This is a genomic window from Ochrovirga pacifica, assembly GCF_000220525.1.
In the GTDB taxonomy this organism is placed as follows: Bacteria; Bacteroidota; Bacteroidia; order Flavobacteriales; family Flavobacteriaceae; genus Ochrovirga; species Ochrovirga pacifica.
Map to the genome: position 1 here is coordinate 102920 of NZ_AFPK01000035.1, position 12755 is coordinate 115674.

14 protein-coding genes and 1 tRNA gene are annotated in these 12755 nt (G+C 32.5%); all 15 read right to left on the minus strand.

Annotated elements, in window-relative coordinates:
* Positions 1-5: 5 nt before the first annotated feature.
* The 15 genes from FS85_RS15260 to FS85_RS0107055 all read right to left on the minus strand — a co-directional run bounded on the left by FS85_RS15260 (position 6) and on the right by FS85_RS0107055 (position 12614).
* Positions 6-683, minus strand: a complete 678-nt coding sequence (locus FS85_RS15260) for an SOS response-associated peptidase family protein (protein ID WP_010135417.1) — start codon at positions 681-683, stop codon at positions 6-8.
* Positions 684-732: 49 nt separating this feature from the next.
* Entirely contained in the window at positions 733-1227 is a 495-nt protein-coding gene (locus tag FS85_RS0106995; protein WP_010135418.1) for a Dps family protein, read from the minus strand.
* Positions 1228-1362: 135 nt separating this feature from the next.
* Positions 1363-2271: a mechanosensitive ion channel family protein gene (locus FS85_RS0107000; protein ID WP_010135419.1), complete on the minus strand. Its 909-nt coding sequence runs from the start codon at positions 2269-2271 to the stop codon at positions 1363-1365.
* Positions 2272-2726: 455 nt separating this feature from the next.
* The gene (locus tag FS85_RS0107005; RefSeq protein WP_010135420.1) at positions 2727-3320 is read right to left on the minus strand and encodes a hypothetical protein; all 594 of its coding nucleotides are present in this window, start codon (positions 3318-3320) and stop codon (positions 2727-2729) included.
* Positions 3321-3448: 128 nt separating this feature from the next.
* On the minus strand, positions 3449-3970 hold the full coding sequence (locus FS85_RS0107010) for a hypothetical protein (protein ID WP_010135421.1): 522 nt from the start codon (positions 3968-3970) through the stop codon (positions 3449-3451).
* A gap of 54 nt (positions 3971-4024) precedes the next feature.
* The gene (locus tag FS85_RS0107015; protein ID WP_139062170.1) at positions 4025-4954 is read right to left on the minus strand and encodes an IS3 family transposase; all 930 of its coding nucleotides are present in this window, start codon (positions 4952-4954) and stop codon (positions 4025-4027) included.
* Complete coding sequence (locus FS85_RS15935) at positions 4888-5280, minus strand: helix-turn-helix domain-containing protein (protein ID WP_010135424.1); 393 nt, start codon at positions 5278-5280, stop codon at positions 4888-4890. The genes FS85_RS0107015 and FS85_RS15935 overlap by 67 nt, the downstream gene beginning before the upstream one ends.
* Before the next feature lie 208 nt (positions 5281-5488).
* Positions 5489-6082, minus strand: coding sequence for a hypothetical protein (locus tag FS85_RS0107025; RefSeq protein WP_010135425.1), 594 nt, complete (start codon positions 6080-6082; stop codon positions 5489-5491).
* A 203-nt stretch (positions 6083-6285) separates the two neighbouring features.
* Positions 6286-7239 (minus strand): hypothetical protein, encoded by a 954-nt coding sequence (locus FS85_RS0107030; protein ID WP_029489324.1) that lies wholly within the window; start codon positions 7237-7239, stop codon positions 6286-6288.
* A gap of 145 nt (positions 7240-7384) precedes the next feature.
* Positions 7385-8221, minus strand: coding sequence for a sulfite exporter TauE/SafE family protein (locus FS85_RS0107035; protein WP_010135427.1), 837 nt, complete (start codon positions 8219-8221; stop codon positions 7385-7387).
* Between the two features lie 97 nt (positions 8222-8318).
* Complete coding sequence (locus tag FS85_RS0107040; RefSeq protein ID WP_010135428.1) at positions 8319-9347, minus strand: methionine synthase; 1029 nt, start codon at positions 9345-9347, stop codon at positions 8319-8321.
* 2 nt (positions 9348-9349) lie between these two features.
* Complete coding sequence (locus FS85_RS0107045) at positions 9350-10411, minus strand: DUF1852 domain-containing protein (protein WP_139062171.1); 1062 nt, start codon at positions 10409-10411, stop codon at positions 9350-9352.
* A gap of 352 nt (positions 10412-10763) precedes the next feature.
* Entirely contained in the window at positions 10764-11798 is a 1035-nt protein-coding gene (locus FS85_RS0107050; protein WP_010135430.1) for a serine hydrolase domain-containing protein, read from the minus strand.
* Between the two features lie 165 nt (positions 11799-11963).
* Positions 11964-12386, minus strand: a complete 423-nt coding sequence (locus FS85_RS17020; protein WP_083823635.1) for a cbb3-type cytochrome c oxidase subunit I — start codon at positions 12384-12386, stop codon at positions 11964-11966.
* Positions 12387-12540: 154 nt separating this feature from the next.
* Positions 12541-12614, minus strand: a tRNA-Asp gene (locus tag FS85_RS0107055).
* Positions 12615-12755 lie beyond the last annotated feature (141 nt).

Below are 12755 nucleotides of genomic sequence, written 5' to 3' on the forward strand. Positions count from 1 at the left end.
TGGTTTTAATGGTTAATATATTTACGGATTGACGGTATCGATCGTAAAGAAACCGACTTGTCAATTTGGGTAATTTTAAATTCTGTTGTACTGGCTTTATTGGTTTTTTGTATGATAGATTTTAAATCTTCATCTTCAGAAAGCCAGAGGTCTTTTAGTTTGTTATCTATTACAAAAGGCATATAATCACTAAGATTTTGCACTTTCTGAAAAACTTTATCTTGATCTTTTAATAATAAAGCAAAAGTTAAAAAACCATCATTTAGCTGGTTGTAGCATCCTGCTACATAAAAAGGCTGATTGTCTTTTTGGCTAATAAAAAAGGTTTGTGTTTTTCCTTGATCTAAATACGTGGTAAAAAAACCCGTAATTAAAATCAAGCACCTTTTTAGGTTGGCATCATTTTTTACAAAATAATTGGCATCCAACTCGTTGTGTTTTATGGTTAATGTATCAATTACATTTTGAAAATCTTGCCAATCTTCGTCGTAATTGTTGGGTAACAATCCCCAAATACCAAAAGAGATTTGGTTAGTATCTTCTTGGGTTATAATGGGAATGATGGTTTCTTCCTTTCCAGAAATAACAAACTGTTTTTGATACAACCTAGGGTACTTTAGCGGAATTTGTGCAAATTCTGCTAGTTCTTGTACGGTGGCTGTATTTGATAGTTTGTATTTCATAAATAATAGATAATTTTTTGGGTTGTAGATTTTGTTTTGTGACTACAAATTATGCAGGCACAGTTTCAGTTTTTTTAGCTTCTTTGCTCCAAGCATTTAACATCCAGCTAGATTTTTCTAACTCTCTAATGTAGGCTCCAATCATGTCAATTGTTCCTTCGTCTTCGGCTTCTTCACAAGCTTTTAACACAGAAGTCATTTTTTCAATTAAAGATTTGTGATCTTCCAATAAAAAATGTACCATGTCTTTATCACTAATCAATGAGTCTGATTCTTGTAAGCTTGAAATCTCTAAATAATCACTGTATTTACTTACCGGGTGATATCTTAAGGTTAGGATACGTTCAGCAATCTCGTCGATTTTGGTTCTGGCATCGTTGTACATTTGCTCAAACTTTTCGTGTAAATCAAAAAAGTTTCTACCCTCTACATTCCAGTGAAAATTTCTTAGTTTTTGGTAGTAAATATGATAATCTGCTAATAACTCGTTTAGCTCACTTACTACAGAAATTAATTTTTCGTTGTCTTGCGTTAAATAATTCATTTAGATTCTATTTTTTTAAGTTAAACATTCTGGTATTGTTTTGACTACCAGCTTCGTTTACAAAGTTAAGGCACATCTACGTTGTGTTTTGGCTCATACAATGTACATATGAACTCATTTGATAAAACACATGAACTAGGATGCTTCAGAATTGTTTTTTTGATGTTCTATAGTAACACTTTCAGGAAAATCTAACGTTCGTATTGGGAACGGTATGTTTATATTGTGTTCTCTATACACTTCTCTAATTACCATGATGGCTTCACTTTTGGCTTTGGCAACCTCTAGGGCAGAGGTAGAGTTGATCCAGAAACGCAATTCGTAATCAATAGAGCTATCACCGTAACCACGCCATAAGAATAAAATATCGTCTTTGTGGTCTACCACTTCAAAATTATCTACAATAGCTTGCATGGTAATGTCTTTTACTTTTCTTAAATCAGATTCATAACCTACCCCACATTCTAAAATTACTCTAGATTGAGAGGTAGAAGAGTAGTTTTTAATAGGATTTTCTACCACCAATTTATTGGGGATGTACACCAAATTGTTATCTATCTGTTTTAAAGTAATTGCTCTAAGATCTATGTCTACAATTTCTCCTTCGTAATCGTTGGTTTTAATCCAGTCTCCATATTTTACTTGTGTAATATAAGAAAGGATAATTCCAGAGTACGTGTTGGCCAAAGCTCCTTGCAAAGCCAAACTAACTGCCAAACCAGCAACCCCAACCCCAGCTAAAATGGTGTTTAGTACTTTACTAAGATTTAAAATACTTAAAATTAAAAACAGTCCTAATAGCACTACTACAATGGCTACTATTTTTGAAATAAGAGCTTTCATAGAACGTTGTAGTTTGGTTCTATTTAGTAGTTTTAGGCTAATTTTACTAATTTGTTTTGAAGCAATAATTGCTAAAAAAAAGACCAAAATAGCCAAAGCTATGTTGGGTAAGTTAATGATAAAGGCATCTAGCCAAGACATCATTTTTTCGGTAATAAGTCCCCAGGCTTCACTAAATCTTGTGGCAATGGTTTTTGTCATGGTTTTCTAAATTTGATGAATACCACAAAATTAAAAGGATACAAGCCTTATTTTTTGCTCATATGATTAGGAAGTGAACGATAAAGCCAAAAAGGCTTAAATAGCTTTTAAAATGGCTGTACCCTTACAAAAGATAGTTAGTTAGTTAGTTAGTTTTTGGAAGAAAATCTAGCTTAATAGTAAACAGAGTAACGTTGCTTTGTAAGAAAAACACTTGTGAAATTTTAAAAAACACTTGTGTTGTCTAATAAAAATATAGTAGTTTTTATTTAAATACTCTAGTGTTTTTTTTTCTTTACACTAGTGTCTTTTATAAAAACTGAGGTGTTTTACTGTTAAAGGTTTTTAACTCTTCCGATAAACAAACAAAGGTTTTGAGTGTTTTTTGATGAGTTTATCGGGTGTTGTAACCAACGTTTTGAACGTTCTTTAATTTTAGCAGTTGCTGACTATGGTTATTTAATTGAGTTCTTTTGTAGTTTTTTAAAAATTCTATTAAAACTAGTGTTGATAATGTTCTCCGTATTTTTTACAAAAGAAATATCATTTTCTCCCTCATCAATTGTTACAGATCCGTGAACGGTGTGGCTGTAAATAATTTTTAGTGAATTAATGTCATAAATTTCAAGTGTTATTTCTGCAGAATTCTTTTTTTCTTCGTAAATATCTTTGATTAAAATATTTCCAGATTCACTAGACAGTATGTTGGTTCTTACATTTATAAAATAATCGAATTGAGTTCCGTTTTTTAAATTTTTAAGGTATGATTTATCGATAGATTTTGGGGTTTCACTAGGAAATAATAATCCAGGAATTTTATTTATTCTTGATATTCTGTTGCCTAAGAGATTGTGAAATTTTTGAAACACATTTGTATCTAATGAAATCAGGTTGTTGTTGTCTGGTTGAATATTGTTTAACAACCATTTTCCTTGAGTAAAATTTACGCCAATATTCACATCACCAAAATGATTGTATTTAGCTATGTAACAAGAGGAAAGATTGAAAAATCCAAGTAAAAGAATAATCAGAAAAATTTTATTTTTCATAATTGAAGCCGAAGCTTGGTTGTTTTAGTTAAATGAAGCTAAATTAGTAAGATTTGGCAGACTTAGTAGATATACTTTAAAGTTAGCACAAAACCAGCATGAAGTTTAGCCGGTGTTGTAGCTAGGTTTTATCCGTTTTGACCATACACATTTCTAATTCGTATTTGGTTATATTTCGTATTTAAAATGCTTTCTAGTTTAAAAATATTTTTAGCAGAAATATTATTCTCTATAAGAAATGAATATATGTTTTCATTGTTCTGATGATCTTTCAAAGTTATAGAGTTTCTGTTATACTGAGTAATAATTGGCCTTTTCTCTCCTTTTTTACCAGTTAAATATTCAACATCCATTTTTTCTATTTCAGAAAGTTTAAATTCCATAATTTTCTCGTTTTCTTCAATTTTCAAATACTCCTCATTCAAAGTTATTTTTCCTCTTTTTTCATATGGTTTCACGAAAATGAAAGATACAATGGTTAAAATTAAAATTAATAAAGTAATAATAAGTCCAATGATTAGGATTGTTACATTTTCTGTCCTCTTAAGAATTAATGTAAGGGCAAAAGCAGGAATTAAAGAACTCAAAAGATATTTTATATATTTCGTTTTTTTCTCGTCAAAGGTTACTAATTCAAATACTGTATTCATTATTTATTATTTTTTTTGTATCGTCCTGAAATAGGTTGACCTTTTTTTAGTTATTTAAAAGGTTAATAATTCCAGTTTATTTTTATTTCTTCGGTAGGATTTGTAGTTTATATTTTGATTTATGTGCACGTGTTTGGGAGTGCATAAATCAAGACTATCATGTGGACGAAGATTGTTATAAATATCGACCGCCTTTTTAGTAATCGCTTTTGCTAATTTAAGATTTTTTATGACATTTTTTAGTCCATATTCATATTTTAAAGTTCTGTTCATTCTTTCTGCAATTGCATTTTCGTAAGGATCATATTGTTCAGTCATACTCATGTTGATTCCATTATCTTCGGCAAACTTAGTATAGGTTGGATTACAATATTGGAAACCTCTATCAGAGTGATGAATCAATTTTTGATTAGGATATTTTCTATTCTTGATAGCCATTTTAAGTGCATCTAAGCAGAGTTCAGTCTTCATGTTATTATCTATCTTATATCCCATAATTTTCTTAGAATACGCATCTGTTACCAGTGCCAGGTATGCATGTCCTTTATCTGTTTTAATGTATGTGATGTCCGTTACCCAAACTTGTTCGGCTCTGGTAGGTACTTTGTCTTTAATTAAGTTCTTGTATTTGTAAAAGATGTGTTTAGAATTGGTGGTTACATGATAGTTTTTGTTTCTCTTAATCAGCAGTTTATGGTTTTTAAGAAATGTAAAAAACTTATCTCTTCCCATTTTAATTCCAAGTTTTTTAAACTCATATTTCAGTTCATGATACAGTTTTTTAGCACCTAAAAACTGTCTAATTTTATTACGACACTCCTTTACAAGTTTGATGATAATTTGTTCGTTATTTAGTTGTTTTTGATGATTTTTCAAGCGTTTATAGAAAGCTTGTTTACTAATCCCAAAACATTGAGTTAACCATTTTCTTTTAAACGGTTTTGTTTCTTTTTCTGAATCTCGTCTGCTAATGTTTTGGGCAATGACTTTTTTGACAACTCGGCTCCAGTGATGAGTTCCATATCAGCGATGATGTCTTGTTGAAAATCTTTTACGAATTCAAGCTCTTCAATTTTCTCTTTCAATTTTTTTATTTCGTCCTGTTTGTTCATTGCTTTTTTCTTTTGGTCTAAAGTACTATATTTTTTAATCCAATAATCGATAGAAGATCTAGGAACGTTATATTTTTTAGCAGCAAAATTGGTAGAAATTTGACCGTTTTGAATTTGGTCAATGATGAATAATTTGAGTTCAAAACCTACTTTGGTGTACGTTTTTTTTCGGCAGTGTTGTTTTTGATTACTTTTCATAAGTGACTAATTATTGATGGATTTTTAGTCAACCTATTTCAGGATTTTACATGATCAAATGTAGGCTAACGGTCTTGTATAACAATCCGTTACGGGTTTTAAGTTACTATTTTTCAATTAAGCACTGACGCTCGCAATTCCGAGTGGATTCGGACGTAGTCGAATCCGCCGTAATTGCGGTTATACATTGTTGTAAGCTGGCTTTTTTTTATTCATAATATTTTTCCAATGCTCGGTCAAAATCAGTCATATCAAACCACTTTAATTCTGTCAAGTCAATAATTTCATTTGTCCGCTTTTCTCGATTTAACAATTCCAATTCCTTTGGATGAATCTCAAATAATTGGGCTATATCTTTTTCTAACTCTTTAACTCCGTAATAAATTGAGGTATTGTCAAAATCATAGAAAGCAAACCTTCTCTTTTTTAGATTTAAAAAAACAAATGGAAAACCACCTTTTGAACCGTTAGGTTTATACGCAGGTTTTTTAAAGACAATACATTCCGATTCATTAAGAAAGTCAAACGTTTTTCCGTAAGCAAACCAAATCCAAGTACGGCTTGAATTCAGAACAAGTTTCGGATTTTTAGAATTTGAGTAAATTCCAATTAGTCCAGATTCTGCACCCATTCGCCATTCCTCAATGTTGTAGACTACAATACCATATTCGTTGTTCGGTGAAGTAATGAAATAGTCTTCAATCCAACCATCGATTTTGTAGTCAGTCAACTGTCCTTTATCAATATTCCAATCAAGAATTTCGTTCATTTCCGTTTTGTTCAGCTTGCTTACAACGTCCAATAACAACGTTTTTTTTCTCATCAAATATAATAGAACTCTATCAAAAATTAAGAAAACAAATGATGAATGTTAGAAGATTGTTTGTAACAGTTTGTATTCTATTTGGTTTGTAAAAAAGGGTAAATGTTCTAAAAAAATCAGTCAACCATCCTTTTAACGCGAAAAGAACCATTGACTGAATTGTATTTGAACAGAGGGGCTTTTTAAAAAGGAGCAAATCCATCTTTTGGAGCATCGGGAATACTCCAACGTTCACGAGCGGTTATACTTTTTGGCACATCAACCAAAGCCGTAGTTGCATTTGTGTTTCCATAACTGTTTGCTCCGCCTCTTGGCACCTGCATTTGGTCTCCGTACAACCAAACCACTAAATTACTTCGTTGTCCACTTGTAATTGGATGTGTTGCATGAGGAACACTACCACGGTGTATAATGGCTTTTCCGGGTTCAAAAATTGTTTGTACGGGTTTTTTAGCTTTCTGATCGTAAAAATCTACCTGTGAACCTGTAAATGTTTCATCGGGTAAATTGATGTTGATATTCATCGTTGCTGCAGAAGCATCGGTATGTGCTCTTAAGTCTTTGTCTTTATCAGGATTGTACTGAATAGAAAATCCAAAGGTTTGATTGTCGTAACCATAAGTTCCTAATAGCAATCGTGCTACGGGTCTCATATAACGATCCATTATATTGTTGTAAAATGCCTGAAAGTTGGGTGTAGCCAAATGTCCTTCAGAACGTTTGTCTAACATAAATCCATAACGATTTAGTTGAATTCCATAAGGGGCACGTGTAGGAATTTTAGAATTTGCAGCAGCTTTTAAATAATTGCGGAATTCTGCCAAGCGTTCCAAATCAAAAAACTGTGCTGAATACACCCCTGGAATTACTTCTTCCCATAGGTCAGCTACTGCATTTTCTTTTTCGGGATTTTCCCAAGCTTCGTTAATGGCCTTTCTTAAACTAGGGGCTAGTAGGGTTTCGTCAGGAACCAACAAGGTATCTTTGTTTTCTAGTTCCCATTCTGCCCAAGCTAGCTCTAAAAGCTTTCGATTTTGATTCCAAAATTGTGTAACTGAAGGATGACGTTGCAACACCTCTTGACGAGAGGGTAAAATTAGTGCACGGGCTTGTTGTAGTGAATTATTAGTTGCCATATTTTTTTTGTTTAGGTTATACAACAAAGTTACTTCCATAAGTCTCAAAAAAATTAGTATAAAAAAAGTGAGTTTTGGTACAAATCAAGGATTTAATTACTGTTGGTGATGGATTGTTACAAACTGTCAACTACTTGAATTTTTATTAAAATGTAAAAATGTTAGCACTTAAGACAAGTTTAATTCCCACGATAAGCATCAATACAGCAAAACCTTTTTTTAGTGTTGTGGCAGGCAAAGCATGTGCGATTTTGGCTCCACCCTTTGCGGTAAAAAAGCTAACCAGACTTAAACAAACAAATGCATAAAGGTTTACAAATCCCAGTACTCCATCTGGCAATGCTTCTTTTACACTAGGATGAATAAATTGTCCAAATATCATAAATCCAATAGCACCTGATACTGCAATGGGTAATCCGCAAGCAGCTGAGGTGCCCACTGCATGCTGAATTTTAAAACCATAATTGCTTAATAAAGGAACCGTTAATGTCCCTCCACCAATGCCAAAAATAGCAGAAACAGTTCCAATTAGTGCTCCTAAAAATGTTTGTTTTACAGGAGAGGGAAGTTTACTAAAGTCGTTTTTTTCTAAAGTTTTATTTTTTAAAAACAACATTTTTAACCCTACTAAAAACACACCTGTACCAATAACAGTTTGTAGTGATTTGCCATGAATTACAGAAGCTACTGCAGCACCTATTAAGGAACCTAAGATCAATCCTGGTGCCATGTGTTTCCATACACTCCAATTTACTCCGCCTTTTTTGTGGTGTGCACGGAGTGAACTACTAGAAGTAACAATAATAGTTGCTAAAGAAGTACCGATGCTAATATGTGTAAGGGCAGCTTGGGGAACATCTTGTGCTGTAAAAATGTAAATTAATACGGGAACAATAATCAAACCGCCACCAATGCCAAACAAGCCTGCCAGTAAACCAGCAAAAGCACCCGCTACTAGGTAGTGAAGAATAAATACATCCATATTGAATTGTTTTTAAAATTATTTTAATAAGAAAGGGGAAGAGGGGTAAGTATACAAGTGCTTTACTGTGTTCTTTTTTTATTAACTATTGTTTTGATTAGAGTCCTAATTCTTTACGGATAATTTCAGTCCCTGCACTCAAAGCACTTAATTTACCCTTGGCCACATTTCTAGATAAAGGAGCCATACCACAGTTGGTACTAGGGTACAAATTTTCTACAGCTACAAAATCAAGAGCTTTGCGTAGTGTGGTTGCTACTTCTTCTGCGGTTTCAATGGTATTTGTGGCAACATCTATGGCACCTACCATTACTTTTTTACCACGAATAAGCTCAATTAAATGAAAAGGTACATGAGAGTTATGACATTCTAATGAAACAATATCTAGGTTAGATTTCTGAATTTTTGGAAAAATTTCTTCGTATTGTCTCCATTCAGAACCTAACGTTTTTTTCCAATCGTTGTTTGCTTTTATTCCATAACCGTAACAAATATGTACAGCTGTCTCACAATGTAAGCCTTCAATTGCTCTTTCTAATGCAGCCATTCCCCAATCGTTTACTTCTTCAAAAAAAACATTAAAAGCAGGCTCGTCAAATTGGATGATATCCACTCCAGCATCTTGTAGTTCTTTTGCTTCTTGGTTCAGGATTTTTGCAAATTCCCAAGCCAATTTTTCTTTGCTCTTGTAATGGTTGTCAAACAAAGTATCTACCATGGTCATGGGGCCAGGCAATGCCCATTTTATAGGTTTTTCTGTTTGTTTACGTAAGAATTTTGCATCGTTTACAAAAACTGCTTTTTTACGTGAAACCTGATCTACCACAACAGGAACACTTGCCTCATAACGGTTGCGGATTTTTACTGTTTTACGATGTTTAAAATCAACACCGCTTAAATGTTCTATAAACGTTGTTACAAAGTGTTGACGTGTTTGTTCACCATCACTAATAATATCAATTCCAGACGCTTGTTGTTCTTGTAAAGAAATGCGTAAGGCATCTTGTTTCCCTTCGGTTAAAGAGTCTCCTTCTAGTTTCCACGGAGACCAAAGTTTTTCTGGGGGTGCAAGCCAAGAAGGTTTGGGCAAACTTCCTACAGTTGAGGTAGGTAATAATTTTTTCATGGTTAAATTGTTTTTGATGTAAGATTAAAATTACAAGACCATTGCTCTAGCAGTTTTTTATGGGGTTTGATAAAATGTTTTTCGGCATAAAGTCCTTGTTCAATGGCCAACTGTGATCGTTCTTCGCGATCGTACACAATTTTTGTATACGAATGGTCTTTATTTTTTAAACTAGGCTTGTAGCATTGTCCTGCAACCGAATTGGCATTGTAAATTTCGGGTCTGTAAATTTTTTGAAATGTTTCCATAGTGCTAATGGTACCAATCAATTCAAGATTTGTATAATCTGCTAACAAATCACCAAAAAAATAAAAGGCTAGGGGTGCAGCACTGTTTGTTGGCATAAAATAACGAACCTGCAACCCCATTTTTTTAAAATATTGCTCTGTTAAAGATGAAATATTGGGGAGGTATTCAAAGCCTAATATGGGGTGCTGGTTTTCTGTGCGATGATAAGTTTTGTGATCTGATACACTTAAGCAGATTACAGGTAGTTTGCTAAAGTAATTTTTGTATGTCGTAGAGTTTACAAAAGCTTTAAAAAGATTACCATGCAGTTCGCCAAAATTGTTTGGAATACTAAACTGATCTTTGTTTTTGTTGTGTTCTAATAACAAAACGCTAAAATCATAATCACGGACGTAGCTAGAAAAGTTATTACCAACAATACCCTCAATTCTTTTGTTGGTTTTATGATCGATGATATGTGTTTTTAATACTTCTATGGACGGGAATTGGGTTTTACAATCATCAATTTCTATAGCTACAGAAACAATTTCTAACTCAACCGTATAACGATCTTGATTTGGATTGTCCCAATTTGCTAAGGAATTAAAACGATTGTGAATCATCTGAATCGTATTGCGAAGATTTTCTCTACGATGTTCCCCTCTAGCCAAATTAGCAAAGTTAGTTGTGGTGCGTGTGTTGTGGGAAGGAATGTAGTTTTCGTTAAAAAAAATACTTTTTAAACAGAATCTAAAATCATTATTAGGGATAGTATTTTTATGCTCTATACTTTTCTTTTTTTCTAACGTTGAGTTTTCTAATTTAATCTCTTTCATTTGGTGATTTTCTAGTGATTTTGCCTCACAAAGCTCTAAATAAAAGATGTAAAAATTAAAATATGATTTAATTTTAGTTGATTTTTCTTTTACAGAAGGCAATGGTAGATGTTTTATCTTTTTTAGATGATAAAACCGAGAGAAATAGAAAAATTTTCTTCAAAAAAAGAAGATGAAATTCACGTGAAGTTGCTGGTATATGAATAAAAAGAACGTACAAAAACAGTTTATGGAAAGAAGAATACTTTATTAAATCTCACGATAAGTCTTAATAGTAATTATAAGAACATATAAGTAGATAAAGGTTTATAGATGGTTCTACATACTGTTTTCTTTTCAGATTTTTTAAAAACTATAGCTCATTCTTGTTTTTAATTATTTTTACAATTCGGTTGATAATAATTTCTGATAAATTCCATTCATATCCTTCAAAATCAGTAGTGTTTATAAATTGTACAACGACTGCATCCATGTCTTTATGATATTCTGCCAAACTTTGATAACCAATCACCAAACCTCCATGGTTGTATTCGTAAGGATAAAGCTCTTGCTCGCCTTGTTGAAACACCGATCCATCATTTAAAGCACGTAAGAAAATTCCTACATCTTCAGCTGTGGCCAACATTCCAAAATCACGAGCTTTAAAATCATTTTCGTAACCAACATAGTAGCCGCTCATCACATCGTTTAAGTTGACCTCTGTAATAGAAAAAAAAGTATTTTTTAGTTTTAAAGGTATCAAAATTTTTTCTTTAATATATTGGTGATGGTTATAACCTAAGACATTATCTAGTATTCTTCGGAGCAGTAAATAGTTAGTGTTAGAGTATTCGTAACCTTTATTTGGTTTGAAACTGGCAGGTAAATCTAGAGCAAAGTCTAAAGCATGCTTTCCGTTTTCTTCTTCGTCTATCCAAAACGCAGGATTGTCTGTATAATTAGGAATTCCAGAACGGTGTTGGATCATCATCTTTATGGTAATTTCATTCGCGTTTTCAATTCTACCAGTAAGTTCTGGAAGGTAATAAGTAAGTGATTTATCAAAAGATAAGCATTCTTCTTTTGCCAATTTAGTAGCTGCTACAGCGGTGTACAACTTGCTAATACTAGCAATTTTAAATAATGATTTCGGGTCTGCAGGTGTTTTGTTTTCCCTGTTTTTCCAACCACCAGTATAGTGTTTTGGAGGTGTTCCTGCTTGATCTACATAAACAATCATACCATCAAATCCGTATTCAATAGCTTCATCTACTTGCTCTTGAATAGTGTTCGGCAATGGTACAAGCCAAGCATAAACTAAAATCCATGGGACAAAAAACAAAGATATTGTTGTACCAATAAGTAACAAAAATCTTACTGTCCATTTGGCTTTTTTGTTTTTTATCATTTTCTACTGATGCTTTCTTAAGTTGGGACGAAATAACGATGTTAACTAACATAGGTGTTTCGGCTTGGTAGGGTAGTGTAACAAGTTGACAACAACTTAGTTTAAAAGTAATAAACTTAGTGCTAGAAACAAAACTATAAATTTAGCTTAATTGGTTATCGTTTGTTATTTTCTTAATATACCTATCATTATATTGATTAAGAACACTAATTGACTAAAAAGAATAACCACAAAACCAAAAGACATCACTTCATTTATATCAGAATGCAAGATTCCTTCACTATTTGAGATAAATAATTTTGGATAAATTAGGATAACACATCCTAGAGTTGTTAGTACAAAGTGAATTAGGGTAAGTGAGTTTGAAATTTTTCGGTTATATTTTATCAAGAGCCAATATATTATTCCAATTATGGCAAAAACAAGAGGAATAAGCTTAAGAATATTTATATGCGTTACCACATAATAAGTATCATGTATGTTGATGTCTACAGCGTTCTTTTTGATTACTATTCCATAAAAAAATATGTTATAATTGCGATAGGAATAAGCAAACCAAAGAATATGTATGTTTTTTTGCTTAGATATTTCATTTAATAGTAAAGTGTTAGTCTAGTTTTAATTTTGCTTACTCATTCAAAAATAAAATTTAACGCTAAAATAGACACAGTTTTTGGTCGTGATCCATTAAAAAAAAATATCTTAAACAAAAAAAGCACCTCTAAAAAAGAGATGCTTTTTGCGGTCTGGACGGGACTCGAACCCGCGACCCCCTGCGTGACAGGCAGGTATTCTAACCAGCTGAACTACCAGACCGTTGCGTACGATGCTTATCGTGTTAGCGGTTGCAAATATACAGCTAAACGGAACTTTAACAAAACATTTTTGTCGTTTTTTTTATTTTTTTAAAGCAAGTTTTATAGTTTGTTTGTTATCAGTTGTATAGCTATAAAAAAA

Coding starts and splice junctions, on each gene's coding strand:
- FS85_RS0107030 (WP_029489324.1), bottom strand. CDS start 7,239: ATGGCAACTAATAATTCACTACAACAAGCCCGTGCACTAATTTTACCC.
- FS85_RS0107045 (WP_139062171.1), bottom strand. CDS start 10,411: ATGAAAGAGATTAAATTAGAAAACTCAACGTTAGAAAAAAAGAAAAGT.
- FS85_RS0107000 (WP_010135419.1), bottom strand. CDS start 2,271: ATGACAAAAACCATTGCCACAAGATTTAGTGAAGCCTGGGGACTTATT.
- FS85_RS0107010 (WP_010135421.1), bottom strand. CDS start 3,970: ATGAATACAGTATTTGAATTAGTAACCTTTGACGAGAAAAAAACGAAA.
- FS85_RS0107035 (WP_010135427.1), bottom strand. CDS start 8,221: ATGGATGTATTTATTCTTCACTACCTAGTAGCGGGTGCTTTTGCTGGT.
- FS85_RS0107050 (WP_010135430.1), bottom strand. CDS start 11,798: ATGATAAAAAACAAAAAAGCCAAATGGACAGTAAGATTTTTGTTACTT.
- FS85_RS0107040 (WP_010135428.1), bottom strand. CDS start 9,347: ATGAAAAAATTATTACCTACCTCAACTGTAGGAAGTTTGCCCAAACCT.
- FS85_RS0106995 (WP_010135418.1), bottom strand. CDS start 1,227: ATGAATTATTTAACGCAAGACAACGAAAAATTAATTTCTGTAGTAAGT.
- FS85_RS15260 (WP_010135417.1), bottom strand. CDS start 683: ATGAAATACAAACTATCAAATACAGCCACCGTACAAGAACTAGCAGAA.
- FS85_RS0107005 (WP_010135420.1), bottom strand. CDS start 3,320: ATGAAAAATAAAATTTTTCTGATTATTCTTTTACTTGGATTTTTCAAT.
- FS85_RS15935 (WP_010135424.1), bottom strand. CDS start 5,280: ATGAAAAGTAATCAAAAACAACACTGCCGAAAAAAAACGTACACCAAA.